Annotated in this window: 23 protein-coding genes; 14 read left to right on the top strand and 9 right to left on the bottom strand. The window is 73.7% G+C overall.

The genetic code is table 11. The features are described 5' to 3' along the window. Positions 1–40: 40 nt before the first annotated feature. The 3 genes from ACPFP2_RS04055 to ACPFP2_RS04045 are packed head-to-tail and all read right to left on the bottom strand — an operon-like array spanning position 41 to position 2447. Positions 41–766 carry a YqeB family protein gene (locus ACPFP2_RS04055; protein ID WP_424086194.1) on the bottom strand — a complete coding sequence of 242 codons (726 nt, stop codon included), beginning with the start codon at positions 764–766 and terminating at the stop codon, positions 41–43. 2 nt (positions 767–768) lie between these two features. Further along, complete coding sequence (locus ACPFP2_RS04050; RefSeq protein WP_424086192.1) at positions 769–1551, bottom strand: ABC transporter permease; 783 nt, start codon at positions 1549–1551, stop codon at positions 769–771. Continuing rightward, positions 1548–2447 (bottom strand): ATP-binding cassette domain-containing protein, encoded by a 900-nt coding sequence (locus tag ACPFP2_RS04045; RefSeq protein WP_424086190.1) that lies wholly within the window; start codon positions 2445–2447, stop codon positions 1548–1550. The genes ACPFP2_RS04050 and ACPFP2_RS04045 overlap by 4 nt, the downstream gene beginning before the upstream one ends. A 133-nt stretch (positions 2448–2580) precedes the next feature. Here ACPFP2_RS04045 and ACPFP2_RS04040 point away from each other — a divergent pair, with 133 nt between their 5' ends. From ACPFP2_RS04040 to ACPFP2_RS04025, 4 genes are all read left to right on the top strand, one after another. Continuing rightward, positions 2581–3831 (top strand): sensor histidine kinase, encoded by a 1251-nt coding sequence (locus ACPFP2_RS04040; protein ID WP_424086188.1) that lies wholly within the window; start codon positions 2581–2583, stop codon positions 3829–3831. A gap of 71 nt (positions 3832–3902) precedes the next feature. Further along, complete coding sequence (locus ACPFP2_RS04035) at positions 3903–4511, top strand: response regulator (protein ID WP_424086335.1); 609 nt, start codon at positions 3903–3905, stop codon at positions 4509–4511. 73 nt (positions 4512–4584) lie between these two features. Beyond that, positions 4585–6009: an ATP-binding protein gene (locus ACPFP2_RS04030; RefSeq protein ID WP_424086186.1), complete on the top strand. Its 1425-nt coding sequence runs from the start codon at positions 4585–4587 to the stop codon at positions 6007–6009. Between the two features lie 87 nt (positions 6010–6096). Then, entirely contained in the window at positions 6097–6606 is a 510-nt protein-coding gene (locus tag ACPFP2_RS04025; RefSeq protein WP_424086184.1) for a hypothetical protein, read from the top strand. A gap of 97 nt (positions 6607–6703) precedes the next feature. On the opposite strand, the gene ACPFP2_RS04020 is transcribed toward ACPFP2_RS04025, so the two are convergent. Continuing rightward, positions 6704–7489, bottom strand: a complete 786-nt coding sequence (locus ACPFP2_RS04020; RefSeq protein ID WP_424086183.1) for a D-Ala-D-Ala carboxypeptidase family metallohydrolase — start codon at positions 7487–7489, stop codon at positions 6704–6706. 316 nt (positions 7490–7805) lie between these two features. Between ACPFP2_RS04020 and ACPFP2_RS04015 the strand changes: the two genes are divergently transcribed. Beyond that, positions 7806–8447: a DUF6642 family protein gene (locus ACPFP2_RS04015; protein WP_424086181.1), complete on the top strand. Its 642-nt coding sequence runs from the start codon at positions 7806–7808 to the stop codon at positions 8445–8447. 85 nt (positions 8448–8532) lie between these two features. Next, the gene (locus tag ACPFP2_RS04010) at positions 8533–8997 is read left to right on the top strand and encodes a PPOX class F420-dependent oxidoreductase (protein ID WP_424086180.1); all 465 of its coding nucleotides are present in this window, start codon (positions 8533–8535) and stop codon (positions 8995–8997) included. A gap of 9 nt (positions 8998–9006) precedes the next feature. On the opposite strand, the gene ACPFP2_RS04005 is transcribed toward ACPFP2_RS04010, so the two are convergent. Both ACPFP2_RS04005 and ACPFP2_RS04000 read right to left on the bottom strand, forming a co-directional pair. Continuing rightward, positions 9007–9648 carry an NAD(P)-dependent oxidoreductase gene (locus tag ACPFP2_RS04005; RefSeq protein ID WP_424086178.1) on the bottom strand — a complete coding sequence of 214 codons (642 nt, stop codon included), beginning with the start codon at positions 9646–9648 and terminating at the stop codon, positions 9007–9009. Positions 9649–9756: 108 nt separating this feature from the next. Next, positions 9757–10989, bottom strand: coding sequence for a serine hydrolase domain-containing protein (locus ACPFP2_RS04000; RefSeq protein WP_424086176.1), 1233 nt, complete (start codon positions 10987–10989; stop codon positions 9757–9759). Positions 10990–11068: 79 nt separating this feature from the next. Between ACPFP2_RS04000 and ACPFP2_RS03995 the strand changes: the two genes are divergently transcribed. The 4 genes from ACPFP2_RS03995 (at position 11069) to ACPFP2_RS03980 (ending at position 14703) form a co-directional block, all read left to right on the top strand. Further along, positions 11069–11662 (top strand): pentapeptide repeat-containing protein, encoded by a 594-nt coding sequence (locus ACPFP2_RS03995; RefSeq protein ID WP_424086174.1) that lies wholly within the window; start codon positions 11069–11071, stop codon positions 11660–11662. Positions 11663–11696: 34 nt separating this feature from the next. Continuing rightward, the gene (heR, locus tag ACPFP2_RS03990; protein WP_424086172.1) at positions 11697–12455 is read left to right on the top strand and encodes a heliorhodopsin HeR; all 759 of its coding nucleotides are present in this window, start codon (positions 11697–11699) and stop codon (positions 12453–12455) included. A 390-nt stretch (positions 12456–12845) separates the two neighbouring features. Next, entirely contained in the window at positions 12846–13649 is an 804-nt protein-coding gene (locus ACPFP2_RS03985) for a hypothetical protein (protein WP_424086169.1), read from the top strand. Positions 13650–13743: 94 nt separating this feature from the next. Continuing rightward, complete coding sequence (locus ACPFP2_RS03980; protein ID WP_424086167.1) at positions 13744–14703, top strand: hypothetical protein; 960 nt, start codon at positions 13744–13746, stop codon at positions 14701–14703. A 33-nt stretch (positions 14704–14736) separates the two neighbouring features. On the opposite strand, the gene dacB is transcribed toward ACPFP2_RS03980, so the two are convergent. Together dacB and ACPFP2_RS03970 are read right to left on the bottom strand one after the other, a co-directional pair. Then, positions 14737–16320: a D-alanyl-D-alanine carboxypeptidase/D-alanyl-D-alanine endopeptidase gene (gene dacB, locus ACPFP2_RS03975; protein WP_424086165.1), complete on the bottom strand. Its 1584-nt coding sequence runs from the start codon at positions 16318–16320 to the stop codon at positions 14737–14739. An 88-nt stretch (positions 16321–16408) separates the two neighbouring features. Continuing rightward, positions 16409–17155 (bottom strand): MIP/aquaporin family protein, encoded by a 747-nt coding sequence (locus ACPFP2_RS03970; protein ID WP_424086163.1) that lies wholly within the window; start codon positions 17153–17155, stop codon positions 16409–16411. Between the two features lie 233 nt (positions 17156–17388). Here ACPFP2_RS03970 and ACPFP2_RS03965 point away from each other — a divergent pair, with 233 nt between their 5' ends. Next, on the top strand, positions 17389–17670 hold the full coding sequence (locus ACPFP2_RS03965) for a HesB/IscA family protein (RefSeq protein ID WP_424086161.1): 282 nt from the start codon (positions 17389–17391) through the stop codon (positions 17668–17670). Position 17671: 1 nt separating this feature from the next. Here ACPFP2_RS03965 and ACPFP2_RS03960 read toward each other — a convergent pair whose 3' ends face one another. After that, complete coding sequence (locus ACPFP2_RS03960; RefSeq protein WP_424086159.1) at positions 17672–18724, bottom strand: beta family protein; 1053 nt, start codon at positions 18722–18724, stop codon at positions 17672–17674. A 568-nt stretch (positions 18725–19292) separates the two neighbouring features. Between ACPFP2_RS03960 and ACPFP2_RS03955 the strand changes: the two genes are divergently transcribed. The 3 genes from ACPFP2_RS03955 (at position 19293) to ACPFP2_RS03945 (ending at position 22221) form a co-directional block, all read left to right on the top strand. Then, positions 19293–19700: a hypothetical protein gene (locus ACPFP2_RS03955; RefSeq protein WP_424086158.1), complete on the top strand. Its 408-nt coding sequence runs from the start codon at positions 19293–19295 to the stop codon at positions 19698–19700. 248 nt (positions 19701–19948) lie between these two features. Further along, complete coding sequence (locus tag ACPFP2_RS03950; protein ID WP_424086156.1) at positions 19949–20341, top strand: cupin domain-containing protein; 393 nt, start codon at positions 19949–19951, stop codon at positions 20339–20341. 95 nt (positions 20342–20436) lie between these two features. Further along, positions 20437–22221, top strand: coding sequence for a glycoside hydrolase family 15 protein (locus ACPFP2_RS03945; protein WP_424086155.1), 1785 nt, complete (start codon positions 20437–20439; stop codon positions 22219–22221). The last annotated feature ends 141 nt before the right edge of the window (positions 22222–22362 follow it).

Below are 22362 nucleotides of genomic sequence, written 5' to 3'. Positions count from 1 at the left end.
AGGCACGCTCCCGGGCCGTCAGGGCTCCTCCCTCCGCACGCTACCGCTCGTCGGGGGTCTGCTCCCGGTGAAGCGGAACCTCCACCGGTCGCCAGTACTGCCGTCTGCCCTCGTCGCGCACGACCACCCCGAGCCGGGCCAGTTCGGCGCGCAGCTCGCGGGCCTCGCCGCCGCGGTCGGCGTCCAGGGCACGCTGCCGGGCCCGCAGCAGCGCGTCCCCGCCGGGCGGCAGCCCGGGCAGCCCCGCCACCCACCGCCGGTACGCCTCCCGGTGCGGGTCCTGCTCGACCCACGGCCAGCCGTGCCCGGTGAACGCCGCCCGCAGCCGGTCCCGGGTCAGGTCCGACTTCTCCCGGGCCAGCTCCGCGCCGTCGGCGTCGAGCAGCACCAGCGCCTTGCCGTCGAGGAAGACGGCGTCCACCCCGGCCCGGTCGACGTCGCGCCCGTGCCCGTCGCGGTGCAGCCGCACCCCGGTGCGGCCCACCGTCACGGTGAGCCGCTCCCGGGTGCCGACGTACGCCACCAGCAACCCGGCCAGCGCCGGCACCCCCGTGCCGCCGGCGTACGCCTGGGCCTCGGGCAGCCCGGACAGCAGCGCGAACCAGCCCTGGAACGGCACCCAGGCCAGGTCGGCGAGCCAGCCCGAGCCGGCGGTGAGCGCGGCGCCCAGTCCGGCCCCGAGCAGTGGGAACCCGCCCCACATGACCACCAGCTCCCCGATTCCGCCACCGACCACCGTGACGCTGCCGTGCCCCTGGGCGTCCACGGTCAGGACACCTCCCGCCGCAGGGTGCGGGCCAGCCCGGCGGCCAGCGGCACGACCATCCAGACCAGGAGCGACACCGCGAGCCGACCCCACTGGCCGGCGGTGACCTCGGTGCCGAGCAGCGGTTCCATGGTCACCGAGGTGTCCAGCCACGCCGCGGGCCGGTGCAGGGCCTGCACCATCGCGGAGAGGATGCTCCACACGGTCGGCAGCAGCAGGTACGTGACGATCGCCAGCGGGGTGTTCAGCAGCAGCAGGCCGAAGCCCGCGCCCATCAGCACGTTCGCCACCTGGAACACGGCCGCGTGCGGCAGCAGCTGCCAGTCGAGGTTCCACTCGCCCGCGCCGCCGGTGGCCGCGGCGAGCAGCGTGCCGACGGCGGCGACGGCCAGGCTGACCCCGACCGAGGCCAGCGCCGCCAGCACCACCGCGACGAGCTTGGCGAGCACCACCCGTTCCCGGCGTGGGACCAGGGCGAACGTGGTCAGCGCCGTGCGCTGGGACCACTCCGCGCAGATGGAGAGGATGCCGAGCACCGGCAGGAGCAGCCCGACCGGCAGCAGCGACGGGACGAAGAACGCGGTGAACGTCTGCTCGGCGTCGTCGAGGACGAACAGCTGCACGGTGACGATGGCGGCGGCGATCAGCCCGATGGTGGCCAGCAGCCAGCGTCCGGCCCGGGTGTCGGCGAGCTTGCGCAGCTCCACCCCGGTCAGCCGGGCCAGGGACGGCCCGGCGGCCACCGGGCGGCGGCTGGTGACGGCGGGTGCGGTGGTGGTGGTCATTTCACGGCTTCCTTCGTCGACGCGCCGGCGGTGAGGGTGAGGAAGAGCTGTTCGAGGCCGCCGCTGCCGGCGGGACGCAGCTCGGTGAGGACCAGTCCGGCGTCGGCGGCGACCTGCCCCACGGCGCCGGGTTCGGCCCGGACCAGGAAGCCGCCGTCGGTCCCGGCGGTGGCGTTCAGGCCGGCCCGGTCCAGGGTCAGCCGCAGGGCGTGCGGGTCGCGGCCGCGGACCAGGGTGCCGGCACCGGCCAGCAGCTCGTCCTTGCCGCCGGCGGCCACCACCCGGCCGCCGCCGATCACCACGACCCGGTCGGCGACCGCCTCCACCTCGCGCAGCAGGTGGGAGGAGAGCAGCACGGTGCCGCCCCGGTCGGCGAAGTCGCGCAGCAGGCCGCGCATCCAGAAGATGCCCTCCGGGTCGAGGCCGTTGGCCGGCTCGTCCAGGATCAGCACCCGGGGGTCGCCCAGCAGCGCCAGCGCCAGGCCGAGCCGCTGCCGCATCCCGAGCGAGTACGCCCCGACCCGCCGCTTCGCCGCCGTGGCGTTCAGCCCGACCAGGTCGAGCACCGCGCCCACCCGCCCACGCTCCACGCCCATCGTCCGGGCGGCCAGGGTCAGCGCCTCCCGGCCGGTGCGCCCGGCGTGCTGCGCCGAGGCGTCCAGCAGCACCCCGATCTCCCGGCCGGGGTTGGGCAGCTCCCGGTAGCGGCGGCCGGTGACGGTGGCGCCGCCGGAGGTCGGCGGGGTGAGCCCGCAGATCATCCGCATGGTGGTGGACTTGCCGGCGCCGTTCGGGCCGAGGAACCCGGTCACCGTCCCCGGTTCGCAGTGGAACGAGACGTCGTCGACGGCGACGTGCGGGCCGTACCGTTTGGTGAGGTGTTCGACCGTGATCATGGCGTCGAGCCTGCCCGTGCCACCCGGCCCCGCGCTGCGGCCGGCGGTCGAGAGCCGCTCATACCTCGGTCTACCGGCAGACCTCGACTTTGGTAGGTGTCGGCGCGGCGGGGCGGCTTCCTAGCATGGACCGGTGAGCAGCGCCGTCGTCGTACCCGAACATCCCTGGCTGCTGCCGGGGTCCCTCGCCCCCGCCTCCCGGGTGGCCCGCCGGACGCCCCGGGACTGGCTGGTCGACGGCCTGCTCTTCCTGCTCTCCCTGGCCTGGGCGGTGCTCGCCTTCGGCGACTCGCTCGGGCCGGAGCCGGAGATGGCCCTCAACGCCGGACCGTCCTGGCTCAACGAGGTCGACCTGGTGCTCGGCGTGTGGGCCTCCACCGCCCTGTGGCTGCGCCGGCGCTGGCCGGTCGGGCTGGCCGTGCTCACCCTGCCGCTGATCCTCTTCTCGGTCAGCGCGTCGGTGGCCCTGGTGGTCATCCTCTTCACGGTGCTGGTGCACCGCCCGTTGCCGGTGGCGGCGGCGTTGACCGCCGTGCACCTGCTGAGCAGCCCGGTGTTCCTCGCGGTCCGCCCCGATCCGACGATGCCGTACTGGGCCTCGGTGGCGTTCACGGTGCTGGTGATCGGCGTCATCGTGGCCTGGGCGCTCTTCGTCCGGGCCCGCCGTCAGTTGGTGGTGTCGCTGCGCGAGCGCGCGGACCGGGCCGAGGCCGAGCAGCAGCTGCGGGTCGCCCAGGCCCGGCAGCTCGAACGCACCCGCATCGCCCGGGAGATGCACGACGTGCTGGCGCACCGGATCTCCCTGCTCAGCCTGCACGCCGGGGCGCTGGAGTTCCGTCCCGACGCGCCTGCGGAAGAGGTCGCGAAGGCGGCCGGGGTGATCCGGGCCAGCGCGCACGCCGCCCTGCAGGACCTGCGCGAGGTGATCGGGGTGCTGCGCGCCGAGCCCGGCGGCGCCGAGACGGCCACCCCGGAACGCCCGCAGCCCACCCTCGGCGATGTGCCGGGGCTGGTCGCGGAGTCCCGGGCCGCCGGGGTGCGGGTCGGCGTGGTGGACGCGGTCGCCGACGCGGCGGCCGTGCCTCCGGCGGTCGGGCGCAGCGCGTACCGGATCGTGCAGGAGGGGCTGACCAACGCCCGCAAGCACGCGCCGGGGGCGCTGGTGTCGGTCCAGCTCGCCGGTCGCCCCGGCGACGGCCTCGCCGTCGAGATCCGCAACCCGTGGCCGGTCGGCGAGCCGCCCGTCCCGGCGATCCCGGGCACCGGCACCGGCCTGGTCGGCGTCGCCGAGCGGGTCAGCCTCGCCGGTGGCCGGCTGGAGCACGGGCGGGACGCCGCCGGCGACTTCCGGCTCGCCGCCTGGCTGCCCTGGCCGGCGTCGTGAGCGCGGGGGAGCGGGCGCCGGTCCGGGTGCTGATCGTGGACGACGACGCGCTGGTCCGGGCCGGACTGTCGATGATCCTCGGCGGGGTGCCCGACGTGCGGGTGGTCGGCGAGGCCGCCGACGGCGCGGAGGTGCCGGCCGCCGTCGAGGCGTACGCGCCGGACGTGGTGCTGATGGACATCCGGATGCCCCGGGTCGACGGGCTGACCGCCACCGAGGCGCTGCGCGCGGGGCCCCACCCGCCCGAGGTGCTGGTGCTGACGACGTTCGACGCCGACGAGCAGGTGCTGCGGGCGCTGCGCGCCGGGGCGGGCGGCTTCCTGCTCAAGGACACCCCGCCCGCCGAGATCGTCCGGGCGGTGCGCCGGGTGGCAGCGGGGGAGGCGACCCTCTCCCCGGCGGTGACCCGCAAGCTGATCACGCACGTGACCGCCGTCGCCCCGCCGTCCGGGCCGGATCCGCGTCGGCTGCGGGCGCTGCGGCTGCTCGACGGGCTCACCGGGCGGGAACGGGAGGTCGCGCTCGCGCTCGGGCAGGGCCGCAGCAACGCGGAGATCTCGGCGGAGCTGTTCATGAGCGTGGCGACGGTGAAGGCGTACGTGTCCCGGCTGCTGACCAAGTTGGAGCTGAACAACCGGGTCCAGGTGGCGCTGCTGGTGCACGACGCGGGCCTGGTCTGAGCCGCCGGACCGAGGCCCAGCAGATACACTCATTCTTGGTTGTATCACCGATGAGAGTATCGAGGGTGGAAGCGTGGACGGATTCGTCGGACGCACCCGTGAGCTGGCGGCCCTGGACGGCATGCTGCGCAAGGTGGTTCGTGGTGGCCGGGCGGGGCGGCCCGGCCGAGCGCTGCTCATGCGGGGACGACGGAGGGTCGGCAAGTCGCGCCTGGTCGAGGAGTTCGTCGACCGGGCTCAGGTGCCACACCTCTTCTTCACTGCTTCGGCGCAGCCCACGGTCGCCGCCGACCTCGACCTGTTCGTCGAGGCCGCGGCCGCGTCGACGCTTCCGGGCGCCGCACTCTTCACGGCCCAGCGGCCGGCGACCTGGGACGCCGCCCTCACTCTGCTCGCCGCCGCGTTGCCGACCGACCGGCCGAGCGTGGTCATCCTCGACGAGATGCCCTACCTGATCGCCACCGACCCCGGCTTCGAGGGCACGCTCCAGAAGGTGTTCGACCGCGAACTGTCCCGGCGGCCGGTGCTGCTGGTCTGCGTCGGTTCCGACCTGGCCATGATGGAGGCGCTGAACGACTACGGGCGGCCGTTCCACCAGCGCGCCACGGAGATGGTCGTCCCGCCGCTGAGCCCGACGGACGTCCGCGACATGCTCGACCTTTCGGCGGCAGACGCCTTCGACGCCTACCTGGTCTCAGGCGGCCTGCCACTGATCCTCGACGAGTGGCCCGCCGGCGCGTCCTTGGACGACTACCTGCACGAGGCGGTCACCGACCCGACGTCGGCGCTCCTGATCAGCGCGGAGCGGGCGCTGGCCGCGGAGTTCCCCGCCCAGACGCAGGCGGGTCTGGTGCTCCGGGCGATCGGTTCCGGTGAACGCACCTTCTCCCTCATCGCCCGTGCCGCCGGCGACCTGCCCCAGGCGTCGCTCAGCCGCGCGCTGCGCCTGCTGACCGACAAGCGCCTCGTCGATGTCGCGACACCGCTGTCCACCCGACCGTCGCGGGAGACGCGCTACGCCGTCGCCGACCCGTACCTCCGCTTCTGGCTGTCCTTCCTGGGACCCCACCTGCCCGAGATCGAGCGTGGTCGGGGTGACCTGACCCTCGACCGGATCAGGGTGTCGTGGACGTCCTGGCGGGGCCGGGCAGTCGAGCCCGTCGTGCGGGAGAGCCTGCGCCGACTGTCGTACGGATGGTTGCCGGATGGGACCACGGTGGTGGGCGCCTACTGGACCCGTAACAATGATCCGGAGATCGACCTGGTCGGTGCCGATCGTGCACCGGTCGCTCGTCGGCTCACCTTCGTGGGGTCGGTGAAGTGGCTGGAGCAGCGCCCCTTCGATGCCCATGACCTCGGTCGACTGCTCGCCCACCGGGCCCGGATGCCGGGCGCCGACGAGCAGGTCGAGCCGATTGCGGTGTCGCGTTCCGGAGCGACGGTGGACGGGGTGCGGGTGCTGTCCCCCGACGACCTTCTCACCGCCTGGCGCGATTGAACCTCTGCCCGCTGTGGGCCGTACCACTGGCCGAGGATGCGCTGCGGCGGACAGCCGCAGTCGCTGGCGAGCTGCGGGAGGCCTGCCGTGCGAGTTGGTGAGCAGTCGACGGACCCCATCGATCTGATCCTGGGCGAGGTGCCGGTGCCGGCGCCGCTGACGCCGGAGGACGTCCGGCTCGCGGTGCGGGCGGTGGTCGTGCACGCCGCCGAGGAGTGGCCCAACGGGCCGCTGTGCCGCAACGACGGCGCGTCGTACCCCTGCCGGCTGCACCGCTGGGGCCGGCGGGTGCTGGAGAACCACGGGCTCAACGAGCGTCAGATCGAGGCCCTGATCCGGCACGGGAACCCGTTCGTGCACGTGCCGTTCCCCTTCACCTACGGCAGCCCGGCCCAGGGCCGGCCGGCCACCGCCCCACCGGCCCGGCAGGCGCCGGGCTATCCGGCGCGCAGCCAGGCCGGGTCAGCCGGTTACCCGGCGCGGAGCCAGACCGGCCGGGGGGCCGCACCGGGGATGCGGCCCGCCCTCCGGCCCGGTGGGCCCGGCCGGCCGGTGGCACCCCCCGCCACCGCGCCGCGCTGGCCCCGGGCGAGCTGAGCGGAGGTACGACCGCCGGCGTCGCCCGGGCGTCACGATGCCGGCCCGGACCGGGTTGGACCCCGTTCCGGGCCGGCATCGACACCTGGCGCGACGCTCAGTCCGCGGCGCCGACCCCGCAGTCCGGGGCCGACCAGCTCGTCGTGTCGCGGGTGCGGTCGCGGTCGTTCTCCCGCCGTGAGTCGACGTGCACGTGGCTGTCGTGGTTGGTGTATCCCGGGCCGAAGATCCCGCTGAACCCGTGGTTGCGTGCCGCCCGGGCGACGTCGCACAGCTTGCGCGACCGGGAGACCAGGTCGGCGGCGTTGCCGTAGAGGTGCTGGCTGTCGGAGGCGCCACCCACCTGGCGGTTGCAGGCGATGTCACGGAAGCCGCTGGTCACGTTGAGCGGCCGGTCGCCGAGGCTGCGGCGCAGCGCCTCCAGCTTCCACATGGTGCGCAGCGCGTTGGTCCGGGTCTCTCCGGCCGGCAGCGGGCCCCCCGTCCATCCGCCCTGGCCGCAGCCGTCGTCCAGTTCGGTGTAGCTGAAGTGGGCGGGGGTGCAGTCGTCGTCCTGCAACTGGTAGAGCTTGGCGAAGGTCTGCCGGCCGGCGATGCCGTCGCTGCGCAGCCCGTACGCGCTCTGGAACCGGCGCACCGCGGCGGCGGTCTCGGGGCCGTAGCGGCCGTCGATCCGGACGATCCCGCCGCTGCCGGCCCACCCGGCGACCCGGATCTGCAGTTGGCGGACGTCCTCGCCCGAGCGCCCCGGCGCGAGGGTGCGCTGCCAGGTGTAGCAGCCGTCGGCGTGGGCCGCCGGCGCGGCGACCACCACGGCGATCGCGGCCCCGGGCAGCGCCAGGGCACACGCGACGAGGGCCCGTTTCAGGGTGTGTAGGTGCACAGGTGTCCTCCCGTTAGGAGAGCGATGGGGTGACGACCGGGACATCGACCGGGACGTCCCGCGCTTTCCACCCTGACAGCTCTTCTGCCGGTTCGAGGCAGTTGATGAGAATTGTTCTCACGATTGCTGGTAGCTGGGCATTCCCTGGGAATTGCGGTGAATTGCGAAACGGCCGAATGGGCCGACGGATCGCGATCCGGAACAGCGGCCACGACACGGCGACCAGCACCCGAAAACACCCGTCCGGTCACCCGGGGTGACTGCCGTCCCGTGACCGGCGACCGGTAACGTCGGTCCCGGGACGGGGGAGGTGGACGTGGCACGTGGTGGCGTCTTCTGCGTCGAGGGTCAGTGGCACCGGGACCTGCACGAGCGCGGCTCGGTCCTGCCCACCCTGGAACTGCTGGAACGGCTCGGCAAGATCCGCTTCATTCACAAGGACGCCGCCACCCGCGACGAGCTCTTCTACTTCGTCGACCGTTGGCTGCTCAAGCAGTACGCCGACTACCGGGTCGGCTTCTTCGCCATGCACGGGGAACCGAGCCGGCTCTGCCTCACCGACTGGGACTCGGTGGCCCTCACCGACGTCGCCGAACGGATGGCCGGGCGGTGCGAGGGGCGGCGGCTCTACTTCGGCAGCTGCTCGGTCCTGCGCGCCTCCGACGCCACCCTGCGCGACTTCCTCGACACCACCGGAGCGGCGCTGGTCTGCGGCTTCACCCGGGAGGTCGACTGGGTGGAGTCGGCCGCCTTCGAGACGGTGCTGCTCGACGTGCTCGCCAACGGCCAGCGGCACAACGCCGCCGAGCTGCGGATGGGCTCGGCGCACTGGGCGCCGCTGGCGGCGTACCTCGGGTTCCGGGTGATCTACGCCAACGGCCGGGCCTGGCGGCCGACCGTGCGACCCCGGGTGCCCACCCAGACCGCGCCGGGCCGGGTGGCCGGCCGGGCCCGCTGAACATCCGGGGCACCCGACCTCCGGGCGCCGGGCGGAGGGTGGGGCGACCCGGGCCGGCACGACGGTGGCCTGGTAGAACCGAGGGATGGCACGCACCGTCGCGAGCAACACCCGGGTCGACCGGGACGCCCTGACCGAGTTCCTCCGCCCCCGGCACCGGGTCGTGCTGATGACCACCCGGTCCGACGGCCGGCCGCAGTCCTCCCCGGTCTCCTGCGGGGTGGACGCCGAGGGCCGGCTGGTGATCTCCACCTACCCGGAGCGGGCCAAGGTGCGCAACATCCGGCGTGACCCGCGGGTCTCGGCCTGCGTCCTCTCCGACGACTGGGACGGCCCCTGGGTGCAGGTCGACGGCACCGCCGAGGTGCTCGACCTGCCGGAGGCGCTGGAGCCGCTGGTGGAGTACTTCCGCAGCATCTCCGGCGAGCACCCGGACTGGGACGAGTACCGCGCAGCCATGGTGAAGCAGGGCAAATCGCTGATCCGGGTCACCATCGACAGCTGGGGGCCGGTCGCCACCGGCGGCTTCCCGGCCCGCCTCGCCGACTGACCCGGCCGCTCAGTACGCGGCGGTGAAGCGCATGTTCTCGAAGCGCGGATTCTCGATCTCGTCGACGATCGCCACGGCTAGGTCCTCGTAGGTCAGCACCGAGCGCCCCTGCTCGTCCAGCACCGGGTGCTCGGTGCCGGTGCGGTAGCGGCCGGTCCGCTCACCCGGGTGGAACTCCAGCGGCGGTGGGGAGACGTACGTCCAGGTCACCCCGTCGGCCGAGGAGCGGTACCAGGCCAGCGCGTCGGCCTGGCCCAGCGCCGCGTCCCGGTACTCCTCAGGGAAGTCCGGCTCGTCCAGCAGCGGGGTGTCCCTCGCCGTCAGCAGGGTCGCCCCGCCGCCGACGTGGATGACCCGGGGCGGGTTCGGCACGTCGCGCAGGACGGTGACCATGTTCTGCGCCGCGTCCCGCCAGAGCGCCCGCTCGCCGCCGCCGACCGCCACCACGATCACGTCGGCCTCGCCGGCGAGGTCCCGGACGTTCTGCGCCGAGGTGGCGTCCCCGGTCACCAGGTGCACCCCGGCGGGCAGCCAGGTGACCGCCTCCGGGCGGCGGACCGCCGCCGTGACCCGGTGCCCGCGCGCCACCGCCTCGGCGACGATCCGCGAGCCCGCGGTGCCGCCGGCGCCGTACACGACGATGGTGCTCATACCGGCACCCCGCTGTGCGGCCTGCCCGCCACCGCGCGGAGCCTGACGATTCGCTCGCTCATGCCGTCCAGGCTATGGACCGACCCGCCCGCCCGTCGGCGGAACGGCTCACTCGACCAGGGCGGAGTAGACCAGCTGGCGCAGCTGCGAGCGCAGCGGATAGGTGCTCGACGGCATCAGCTGGGTGAAGAGCAGCGCGGTGACCTCCTCGGCCGGGTCGACCCAGAACGCGGTGCTGGCCAGCCCGCCCCAGTAGTACTCGCCGACGCTGCTCGGCACCCGCGCCGGCACCGGATCCTCGACCACCGCGAAGCCCAGTCCGAAGCCGATGCCGTCCAGCACCGTCTCGGCGAACCCCTCCGGCTCGAACGACGCCAGGTCGCCGCCGCCGGGCAGGTGGTTACGGGTCATGTAACGCACCGTGCGGGGGGCGAGCAGGCGTACGCCGTCCAGTTCGCCGCCGCGCAGCAGCAGCTGGGTGAACCGGTGGTAGTCGGCGGCCGTGGAGACCAACCCGCCGCCGCCGGAGAAGCACTCCGGGCGGGTCAGCGCGAACGCGCCGATCTTGTCGACCCGGACCGCCTGCCCGGTGGCCGGGTGCGGGGTGTAGAGCGCGGCGAGCCGTTTGGCGTTCGGCTCGTCGACCCAGAACCGGGTGTCGGTCATGCCCAGCGGGGTGAGGATCCGTTCGGTGAAGAACTCCTCCAGGCTCTGCCCGGAGACCACCTCGACCAGCCGGCCCAGCACGTCGGTGGAGACGCCGTAGTTCCAACCGCTGCCCGGCTGGAACATCAGCGGCAGCTTCGCCATCCCGGCGGTGGCCCCGGCGAGGTCGAGCCCGGGCGGTACGCCCAGGTCGTACCCGGCGGCCCGGTAGAGGGCGTCGACCACCGAGGTCTGCGCGAAGCCGTACGTCAGGCCGGAGGTGTGGGTGAGCAGGTGCCAGACCCGGATCGGCTCGATCGCCGGCACGGTGTACGCCTTGAGCGCCGATCCCTTGTCGAAGACCCGCACGTCGGCGAACTCCGGCAGCCAGCGGCTGATCGGGTCGTTCAGCTCGAACCGGCCCTCCTCCCACAGCATCATCGCCGCGACGGAGGTGATCGGCTTGGTCATCGAGTAGATCCGCCAGACGGTGTCCTGCTCCACCGGCGTGCCCGCCTCGACGTCGCGCAGCCCGTACGTCGAGGAGTGCGCCACCTCCCCGCGCCGGGTCACCACGATCTGCCAGCCGGCGAGCCGGCCGTCGTCGACGTAGCGGCCGAAGTGTTCGTCGATCCGCGCGAGCCGCGCGGGGTCGAAGCCGATCTGGTCCGGGTCGATGCTGCGTGCCACGCTCACGTCCGCGAACCTACTAGCCGGTACGGCGGCGGCGGAAGAGCGGGAGCCCACTGTCGGAGCCCCTGGTTAGTGTGGTCCGATGCCGCAGACGACCGAGGACGCGACGTTCCGCGACGACGACTGGTACGCCGAGGAGCTGGTCGACCGGCACTTCGTCCGCTGCACGTTCCAGCGGGTCGACCTCACCGAGGCGGTCAGCCGGGGCGCCTCGTTCACCGAGTGCCACTTCGGCAACGTGGCGTTCAACGCCTCCCGGCACGTCGACTCCGCCTTCACCCGGTGCGCGTTCCGCCGGTGCAACCTCTTCGAGGCGGAGTTCGTCGGCTGCAAGCTGGTCGGCAGCACCTTCGCGGAGTGCGACCTGCGTCCGCTGCGGGTCGAGGGCGGGGACTGGTCGTTCGTCGCGCTGACCGGTGCCGACCTGCGTGGGGTGACGCTCACCGACGTACGGATGCGGGAGACCGACCTGACCGGGGCCGACCTGACCGGGGCGACGGTGACCGGCGTCGACTTCTCCGGCGCGCAGCTGCACGCGGCCCGGCTCACCCGCGCCGACCTGCGCGGCAGCGACCTGACCGCGCTGGACCCCACGGCGGTCGAGCGGGCCGGGGCGGTGATCGACGCGGAGCAGGCGATCGTGCTGGCGCAGGCGCTGGGCTTCGAGATCCGCTGACGCCGGACCGCCCCGCGCCCGTATCGTGCGATTCATGGCGGTACGAGCGGACTCTCGGGACCGGCGGCTGCGCCGGCTCAACGTGGCGGTCGGGCTGTTGCTGGCCGCCGAGGGAATCGTGATGTGGGCGGCGAGCAACGACCTCGCGCTGCCGGTGACCGCCTCCTACCTCACCGCCGATCCGGTGACCCTGCGCGACGGCACCCTCCCCGAGACGGTCGTCCGGCTGGCGATCGGCCCGACGGTGGCGGTCTTCCTGCTGCTCGCCGCCGTCGACCATCTCGTGGTGGCCGCGCCCGGCGTGCACCGCTGGTACGCCCGCACGCTGGACCGGCGGGCCAACTACGCCCGGTGGATCGAGTACTCGGTCAGCGCGTCCATCATGATCGTCCTGATCGGACTCTTCGTCGGCATCCGCGACCTCGCGGCGGTGATCGGGATCTTCGCGGCCAACACCGCGATGATCCTCTTCGGTCTGCTGATGGAACGCCAGCAGAAGCCGGGCGCGGGGGACTGGAGCGCGTTCTGGTTCGGCTCGCTGGTCGGCCTCGCGCCCTGGGTGGCGATCGGGGTCTACATCGCCCAGCCGCCGCAGGTGCCCACCTTCGTGTACGCGATCACGCTGGTGCAGCTCGTGCTCTTCGCGGGCTTCGCGGTCAACATGGCCCTCCAGTACCGCCAGGTGGGCCGATGGCGTGAGTACCGGTTCGGAGAGGTGGTCTACATCCTGCTCAGCCTGGGGGCGAAGTCCGCCCTGGCCTTGCTGATCTTTGCCAACGTGCTGCGGACCTGAGCCGCGACGACGCCTCGCCGCGACCCACGGCGGCCCACCCGCACGGTGACCGCGCGGACACCAGGGGGTTAGGATCCCTACTCGGCTGAGCGGGTCGATCCCAGCGTCGTTAGGACAGTTTTCGTTACGGCCGTTTGGTAACGAAGTGGAAACGCTGACGGGCCTGCCTATGGCGTAACCGGTCGTACGGATGAAAACGTGACGGGGCTCACGCCGCGTAGGTGATCACGATCGGGCCCGGTGGAGCGGACGCGCGGCTATGGGCGGAGCTGCGGTGTGGGGAACGGAGAAACGGTGACGGACGACCAGGTGCGACGGATCGGTCCGGGTCCGACCGGCGGAACGACCTCCCGGATGGCCCGCCACCGCCAGCGGTACCGTCGACGTTGGATGATCCAGTCGCTGACCGCGCTGGCCTGCCTGCTCACACTCGTGGCGTACCTGAACTTCGAGACCGATCCGGAGCTGCCCGCGACCGGCGGCGACTTCTCCCCCGGCGTGCCCACGGTGGCCGGCCGTCCCACCGGCCTGCCCGGCGTGATCACCGACACCGGCGTCGCCTCGCCGGGACTGCAGCCCCGGCAGCGCCCGCCGTCGCCGACCCCCTCCCCGTCCACCACCCCGACGCCGGCCCCGGAGCCGGAGCCGGTCACCCCGGTGCTGACCGTCGCCGAGGCCGAGGTGCCGGCCGTGGTGGACCTGACCGGCCTCGGCACCCGCGACTGGGTGCACTGGGGGCTGATCGGCCCCGACCGGACGGTCCGCAAGCGCGACGGCTCGGGGGAGATCCGCGACGAGGGCGGCCGGGGGCAGCGCGGCACGTACGACACCAACCCGGAGGGGTTCAGCTGGCGCGACGGCACGCCCGTCGGATCCGCCGACGCCACGTCGACCGGCACGTACGCCTGCGGCGTCGGCAACGGGTTCGCCCTGAGCGTGGCCGGCAGCGGCGAACTGCGCACCGTCCACCTCTTCGCCGGGCTCTGGATGTCCCGGGGTCGGCTCGACGTGCGGCTCTCCACCGGCGGCCCGACCCGGACGCTGCGCCTGGAGGACCCGCACACCAACCACACCGCCCAGTGGGTCATCCGGTTCCGGGTGCCCCGGGGACAGAAACTGCTGGTGTCGTGGACCACCGAGCAGACCTTCAACGGCTGCGGCAACGTCGGCATCCAGGCGGTCGCGCTGCGCTGAGCCGGTCCCCGGTGGTGGCCCTCACCCGGGCGGGGGAGCAGCGCCCCTCCGGCACGGGAACCCCGGCGCGTCGATCGGCGACAGCCTGGACGGCATGACGACCCTGCTGTCCACCGTGCACCGTCGCCCGCTGCTGCCGTACGCCGTCGGGGCGTGGGCCCTGGGTTACGGCGCCCTGCGCCTCGCCTGGGCGGTGAGCGGCCCGCCGGACTTCCCGCCGCTCGGCGTCGACCTGGTGGTCTTCCACGGGTGGCCGGCGGTGGCGCTCTGTGTCGCCGCCGGGCTGGTGGCCGTGGGGCTGGCCCGGGCCCACCGCTGGCGTCCGGCGTTGGCCGTCGCCGGCTGGGCGGTCTGCGCGGCGCTGGTGGCCGCCTGCGCCCTGCTGCTGCTCGACGTGGTGGGGCTGCTGATCCTCCAGCCGTTCGCGCCGTCGACCGCCGGTGCGATGGCCAGCCGGGTGGGCGCGCTCATCGGCGCGGTGCTGCTGCACGTGGCGCTGTTGGAGCACCGCCGCCGGTACCGGGGGGACTGTGCGGGGTGCGGGCGGACCGGGCCGGTGACCGGGCGGCCGGTGGGGGTGCCGGGCCGGGCACGGATCGCCGCCTGGGTCGCGGTGGCCGGTTGCCTGGTGCGGCTGGCCGCGCAGGTGGCGGTGGGCTTCGACGACGTGCCGCTGGCCCAGGGGGCCTCGATGGTCGCCTTCGAGGTGGGCTTCCTGCTCGCCGGGGTGCTGCTGCCGTTGGCGCTGGTGCATTCCTGGGGGCGGATCTGGCCGGGCTGGGTGCCGCTGCTGGCCGGCCGGCGGGTCCCCCGCCTGCTGCTGCTCGTGCCGGCCGCCGTCTTCTCGGTCGGCCTGGTCGGCTACTTCGGCGTCGGACTCGGCCAGCTCGCCGTGCAGACGGTCACCGGCACGTTCGACGGCGGGGGGCGTTACCCGCCGGCCTTCTTCTGGGCCGCCGAGCTGGGCTACTGGGTGTGGGGTTGGGGCCTGGGGATCGCCGCCCTCGACCACCACCGGCGGACCCGGCGGCGGTGCCCACGCTGCGGACGGTGACGGGACCCCGCGCGGGCGGGGCCCCGGTACCGCTCAGCACACGATCGGCTTCACCCAGGAGCACTCCCGGCCCTCCGGGACCCGGGGCGTCTGCGGCGCCGTCGGCGGCGCCACCCGCGCGGTGGTCACGCTCTTCTCGGTGTACGACGCCAGCGCGATGGCGATCTGGTCCTCCAGCCCCTTCACCGACGGGGCGAGGTAGTTGTTGAGCACCACGGAGAAGGCGAGCAGCCGGCCGTCGGCGTCGGTGACGTAACCGGAGAGGCTGGACACCCCGGTGAGGCTGCCGGTCTTGGCGTGCACGTTGCCGGCGGCCGGGGTGCCGCGCATCCGGCTGCGCAGCGTGCCGCCGACGAAGCGCTCGGCGTTGCCGGCGACCGGCAGGCTGGCGTACCAGGTGTCGAACCACGGCTCCTGCCGGACGGCGGTGAGCAGCGCGACGAACTCGGCCGGCGGGATCATGTTGCGCCGGGAGAGCCCGGAGCCGTCGCGCTGGCGCAGCGTGCCGGTGTCCATGCCGGTGTCGGCGACGTACTCGCTGATCGCGGTGAGCCCGGCCGACCAGGTGCCGGTGCCGGAGATGACCCGGCCGACCTCCTTGGTCAGCACCTCGGCGTGCCCGTTGTTGGAGAGCTTGAGGAACGGCACCAGCAGCTCGGCGAGGGTCATCGAGTCGTGCCGGGCGACGGCGGTCGCGTCCTGCGGGGTGGGCCGGCCGAGCACGGTGCGCCCGATCACCCGTACGCCGTGCCGGCGCAGCGCCGCGCGGAACACGTCGGCGGCGTACCCGGTGGGCTCCCAGACGGTCGTCCAGTCGCTCTCCGGCTCGTCACCGAGGGCGATCCGGCCGGTGACCACCACGGTGTTGGTGCCGTGCTCCCGCTCGAAGGAGATCGTGGTGTCCCCGTCGGCGACCGTCTCGGCCCGGTTGTCGATCCGCAGCCAGCCGTTGGGCGGGGTCATGGTGACCACCGGGGGAGCGCCGGGGGTGTCGGCCGGGGCGGCGTGCACGATCACGGTGCCGGCGTCGTAGTCGGTGTCCGGCGCGACGGTCAGCGCGGAGACCTGCGCGGCGTAGTAGTACGGCTGGTCGTCCCAGGCCCAGTCCGGGCCGAGTCGGGTGCGGTCGTAGCGGGTGTCGTCGGCGACCAGGTTGCCCGTCACCACCCGTACGCCGTCCGCCGCCACCTGGGCGGCGAGCGCGTCGTAGTCCGCGGCGAGCATCGTGGGGTCGCCGCCGCCGCGCAGGTACAGATCGCCGGAGAGCAGGCCGGCACGGCGCTGCCCGGCGGCGCGTACGTCGGTGGTGAAGCGGTGCCCCGGGCCGAGCAACTCCATCGCGGCGGTGGAGGTGAGCAGCTTGGTGTTGGAGGCGGGCACCAGCCGGCGGTCGCCGTTGCGGTCGTACAGGGTCCGGCCGGTGGCGGTGTCCACCACGACCACTGCGGCCTGCGCGTCGGTCAGCCGGGCGTCGGCGAGGATCGCGTCGATGGTGGCGTGCAGTCGGGTCGCCGCGGGGGTGGGTGACTCGGCGGTGGCGGGGAGCGCGCCGGCGGCGGCCACGGTGGCGGCGAGCGTCGCGAGCGCCAGGCTCCGGAGGAAGAGACGACGATGCATGCGCTGACGCTGTCATGGAGATTTCCGCCGGACAAGCCTCCAATGCGAAGGTTTTCTTCAAATAGGGGTTGCCCGTCGGTGGCGCCGCTCAGGCGGCGCGCGGCCCGGCCTCCGGTCGGCGCGGCCCGGGGCCGGTCGGTTCCTCCGGCTCGCCCCGGTAGCGCGGGTTGCGTTTGGTGACCAGTGGGGCGACCAGCGCGGCCAGAGCCCCGCCCAGCAGCGGGAAGACGACGAAGAGCCAGAGTTGACGCAGTGCCTCGCCACCCTCGAAGAGGGCCGGACCGAAGGACCGGGCCGGGTTGACCGAGGTGCCGTCCAGCGTGACGCCGACCAGGTGCGCCGCGGCCAGCGCCAGACCGATCGCCAGCCCGGCGATACCGGCGTTCTCGGCCCGGCTCGTCACCACCAGCACCACCAGGACGAAGAGGAACGTCAGCACCGTCTCCAGCACCGCCGCGCCACCGGCGTTGATGTGCTTGCCGTACCCGTTGCTGCCCAACGCGCCCGTCTGGTCGACCACGTCGCCCCAGCGCACCAGCGCCCAGATCACGAAGCTCGCCACGGTGGCGCCGATGAACTGCGCGATCCAGTACGCGACCGCCCCGAGCAGGGAGATCTTGCCGGAAAGCAGCACGCCGAGCGTCACCGCCGGGTTGACGTGGCTGCCGGAGAGCGGACCGATCGTGTAGACCAGCGCCAGCATCACGAACCCGAAGGCGAGCGCCACCACCACGACGCCCCCCTCCACCCGGGCGGCGACGGCGCTGCCCACGCCGAAGAAGACCAACAGCAGCGTGCCGAGGAACTCAGCGACGTACCGCCTCACGTCGTCCATGGCGCCAGCGTATGGACGATCAGGGCGCTGAGGAGCGGAAACCCGGGATCACCGGTCCCGCTCCCACCGATCGCGCTCTATTTGACGGACGGCCGCGCAGCGGGCACGGTGGTCGTAGGGGGACCGTGGAGTGTGCCCCGATTCGCCGGGCGACGGCCGTTCTCCGCCGTCGGATGCGCGCCCGTCTGCCGTGGCGCGGTGCCCGATCCCCGACCTTCCGAGGGAGTTCCGTCATGCTCACCATGACCGACAACGCCGTGCTCGTGATCCGCGACCTCGCCGCCCAGCAGGACGTGTTGCAGGACGGCGGGCTGCGCATCGCGGCCGACACCGAGGCCGGCTCGCTCACCGTCGAGCTGGTGTCCCAGCCGGCACAGGGCGACCAGGTGGTCGACAACCAGGGCGCCCGGATCTTCCTCGACTCCGACGCCGCCGAGCTGCTCAACGACACCTCCGTCGACGCCAGCGTCGACGACGAGGGCGTCGTGCAGTTCGGCTTCACCGAGAAGGAGTGACTCACCCGGCCCGGCGGGTCTCGCCACCCCGGTACGGCCGGCCGGGCCGCCCACGCTCCTCGTCGCCGCCCCACCGGCCGGCCGGGCGGGTCAGCGCGGCGAGCACGTACGCCAGGTGGTGCGAGGTGCTCCACGCCGTCCAGTTCGCCGGCGAGCCCGCCCCCGCCACCCGCCGGGCCCGGCGCAGCAGCTCGTGGTCGCCCCAGGAGAAGCCGGCGCCCGTCGCCGGCCAGTGCGGGGCGGTCACCAGCGTGCGACACAGGTCGGCGAAGCGTTCGTCCCCCCGGCCGCCCCGGCGGGACCACCGGTAGACCCACCACGCCCCCTCCGTCGTGTACCGGACGGTGGGGACCCGGTCGCCGGGCACCTCGCCACCGGGCGCCGCCGGGGCGACACCGTAGTCGCCGTAGGAGACCCCGAGGTCGGCCAGCCGCTCCCAGAGCAGCCAGTCCCAGCGGTCGAGGCGTACCGGCTCGTCGGTGGGGAGCCGGTGCACCGTGGGCGGCATGCCGCCGGCCGCCACCGTCATCGACCGCCAGGCGTGCCGGCGGGACCACTCCACCAGCCGCCGCACCCGGGGCTCGGTCACCCGCAGGTCGGCCGGACAGCAGACGTCCCCGGCGTCGACGAGCAGGTCGCACTGCTCCGGCACCAGCCGGGCGTACCGCCAGATCCGCTCCACCGCGGTGGTGGCGTCGGGCCCGGCCCGGTCCCGACCGGCCCGCAGCCGGACCACCGCGCGCCGGGTGTACGCCTGCGCCGTCACCCCGTGCGCCACCAGCCGCCGGTCGCTCTCCGCGAGCCCGACCACCGGCACCACCGGCACGCCCCAGCGGACCAGTTCCGTCTCCGGGGTGTCGGGCAGCGCGGAGACGTCGACCGCGGGGACGAGCCCGGCCGGCAACCGGCCGAGCAGCTCGACGAGGTAACCGTCGACGGTGGAGACAATGAGGACCGGGGCGAGCAGCGGAGCCGTGGCGCTGTCCAGATGAACCAGCGCCTCCAGCTCACCCCGTCGGCTGGCGAGGATGGGGCGGTAGACCGGTTCCGCCACCCGACCCCCGTGGGCGGGCACCATACTTCAATCTACCGGGACATTCGTCCTCATCACATGGTTTCAGGCGGATCGGGGGTGCGGAAATGCGCAACCGGGCGGCGTGCCCACCGGTGCTGCGGCTGCCGCCGCGACCGGAGCCTCCATACCGGATGGTCCGGCTGGTCACCGCCGCCGGCACGCCCTGCGTCGGCGGCGGTCCGTACCTCCGGCGAGTCGTCCACCGGGCAGGACATCGGCAGGTGACGGACGGCGGGCGTCGTTCCGCGAGCGCTACGGACCTGATCGCGCGGGTGGATCGCGCCTGCCGGAGCAGTGATCCACCCACGCCACCAGGTCCGTAGCGCGTCGAGGCCGTCAGAGGCCCCGTCGGCTGGTGGGTCAGATATCGGGCCGTCGCCGCCCGGGGTGCTGTTATCCCAGCTCAAGCGGGGTGCATGTCGGGCACCTGACAGTTTTCAAGTGGTCGCCGGAGCCCTGGCCGGCATAGTTTCGGAAGCAAGCCGCGTCGGTCATCGCTGATCGGCTCCCTCTGTCGCTGCCGGCCCAACGCCGGTGGAGGAGTGTCATGTCCAGCACCAGATCCCGGCGGAGACAGGCCACTCAGCCCGTGCCCTGCCAGGACGACGTCACCCGCGCCGACGCCCAGCTGGCCGTGGATCGGCCGGTCGGCCTGCCCTGGTCCGCCCGGGCGCTCTACGCCGTGGTGAACGCCGACGGCGCCCTGGTCCGAGGGCTCGGCGCCACCTCGTCCGCCCGGCTCGCCACGGGGATGTACCAGGTGATCTTCGATCAGGACGTGTCCGTCGCCGCCTACGTGGGGACCCTGGGGCTGGCGGGCGCCGCCGGCGTCGCGCCCTTCGGCGCGATCACCGTCGCCGGGCGTACCGGCATCCCGAACGCGGTGTTCCTGAAGACGTTCGCCGGGGACGGGAGCGCCGCGGACCGCGCGTTCCACCTCGCGGTGCTGGCCTGAACCGGCCGCAACGAGCGCACGGCGCCGCCCGACCTGTGGGTCGTCGCGTCGCCGCGCTCCGGCCGTCTCCCACCACCGCAGCCCATCCGGCGGTACGCCGGCGGGGACCTGGCCCATCCGACGCGGTTGCGCGCCGGTCTGGGGTGGTCGATGCCCGTTCGGTCGGGGGTCAAACCTGACCGGCGTGGGGAATTCCACCATCTGCCAGTCCCGGCGTGACCGGGGCCTGCGCCGGGTATGAGCGCGGCATGGAGCATTTCACGATCGCGACCGTCGCCCAGAAGAGTCCGGACTTCCGCCGGGTGCTCTGGACCGGCGGGAAGACCCAGTTGGTGATCATGACCATCCCGCCGGGTGGGGAGATCGGTGAGGAGGTCCACGAGGGGATCGACCAGATCCTGACCTTCGTCAGCGGCACCGGCGAGGCCCGGGTCGCGGGGGAGACGAAGGAGGTCGCCCAGGGCGACCTGGTGGTCGTACCGGCCGGGACGAAGCACAACTTCGTCAACACCGGCCCGAACCCGCTGGTCCTCTACACCGTGTACGGCCCCCCGGAGCACGCCGACCAGGTGGTGCACCGGACCAAGGAGGAGGCCGACGCGGCCGAGGCCGCCGGTGAGGACGAGCCGCCGACATCCTGATTCGGACGCGGGCCGGCTCGGCGCGGGCCGGCCCGGGAACGCGCGAGCCGTCCCCGCCCGGGCCTGATCCTCCGCTGCCCGGGTACCCGGCGCGGGTGGACCAGCCGCCGATCTCCGACTACGGGTTCCTCTCCGACTGCCGCTCCGGGGCGCTGGTCGGCCGGAACGGCTCGGTCGACTGGTGGTGTCCCGACCGGTTCGACTCGCCGTCGGTCTTCGGGCGGCTGCTCGACCCGGACGCCGGGCACTGGTGGCTGGGACCGCTGGGGCCGTCCCGGGTCGAGCGGGCGTACCGGCCGGACACGCTGGTGCTGCGGACCGTGCACCACACCGCCGAGGGCAGCGTGGCGGTCACCGACGCGCTCGCCGCCGAACTGGGCGCGCGCGGTCACGAACTCGGCATGAACTCCCCGGCAGTGCTGCTGCGGGTGGTGGAGGGGCTCAGCGGCCGGGTCCGGTTGGGCCTGGAGTTCGCGCCCCGCCCGGAGTACGGGCTGCTCACCCCGTACCTGCACGAGCAGCCGGACGGCTCGGTGCTGGCCGCGGGCGGCCCGATGGCGCTGACCCTGCGCGGCACCGGGCTGACCCTGCGCGCCGACGCCGACCGGGTGCGCCACGAGTTCGAGGTGGGCCCGGGCGACACCGTCGGCTTCGACCTCGCCTTCTGCCGGGCGTACGGCACGCCACCGGTACGGCTCGACCCGGTGGTCGCGCTCGCCGAGACGGTGCAGGCGTGGGAGGCGTACCGGGAGACACACGGCTACGACGGTCGGTACGCCCCGCAGGTGCGCCACGGCGCGACGGTCCTCACCGGCCTGACGTACGCCCGCAGCGGCGCGGTCGCCGCCGCGCTGACCACCTCGCTGCCGGAGCGGCGCGGCGGCGACCGGAACTACGACTACCGCTACTCCTGGCTGCGCGACTTCGCGATGACGCTGCGCGCCCTGTGGGTGGCGGCCTGCCCGTCGGAGGCCGACCGCCTCTTCGCCTGGGCGGCCCGCTCGATCGGTCGGATCGGGGCCGCCCCGGTGCCGGTCATGTTCGGGCTGGAGGGGGAGCGGGACATCTCCGAGCACGAGCTGGACCACCTGCGCGGGTACGCGGGCAGCCGGCCGGTGCGCGTCGGCAACGACGCCTGGCGGCAGCGACAGCTCGACGTGCCCGGCGAGGTGATCTCGGCGGTCTGGCGGCTGCACGACTATCTCGGCGAGACCTTCGACGAGGAGTTGCGGGAGATGGTGGTCGGGCTGGCCGAGCAGGTCGCGTCGACCTGGCGGCTGCCGGACCGGGGCATGTGGGAGACCCGGGACACCGAGCGGCACTACCTGTCGTCGAAGGTGCTCTGCTGGACGGCGCTCGCCCGGGCCGTGGAGCTGGCGCCCCGGCTCGGCGAGCGGGCCGACGTGCCGCGCTGGGCGGCGATCCGCGACGAGATCCGCGAGGCGGTGCTGCGGGAGGGCTTCAACGACCGGATCGGCGCGTACACCGGGGCGTTCGGGTCGGCGGAGCTGGACGCGTCGGCGCTGCTGCTGCCGATGCTGGGCTTCCTGCCGGCCACCGACGCGCGGATGCGCTCCACCATCGAGGCGGTGGAGCGCGAGCTCGGCAGCGACCGGGGCCTGGTGCGCCGCTGGAGCACCGACCCGGCCGGCTTCGTGCTCTGCTCGTTCTGGCTGGTGGAGTGCCTGGTGATGGCGGGCGAGCAGGAGCGGGCCGACCGGCTCTTCCAGCAGGTGCTCGGCCACGCCAACGACGTCGGCCTCTTCGCCGAGCAGGCGGACCTGCGCACCGGGACGCAGCTGGGCAACATGCCGCAGGCGTTGTCGCACATCGGGCTGATCAACGCGGCCTGGCGGCTGACCGAGCCGACCACGGACTGACCCGCCCGCGTGATCCTGCAACAGTCCTGCAACCGCCAGGCATTGACGGTGATGTACGGCCGACCCTAGCCTCGTGGTACGGGAAAGCCCTTTCCCAGGGGTCGTGCCCCACCTCCCGCTCCGGAGACCGGGCCTCCGACG

The sequence above is a fragment of the Micromonospora citrea genome (assembly GCF_049629545.1).
GTDB classification, from domain to species: domain Bacteria; phylum Actinomycetota; class Actinomycetes; order Mycobacteriales; family Micromonosporaceae; genus Micromonospora; species Micromonospora citrea_A.
Note: the sequence above shows the minus strand (reverse complement) of the source record. Positions and strands in the feature narration are given on the sequence as shown.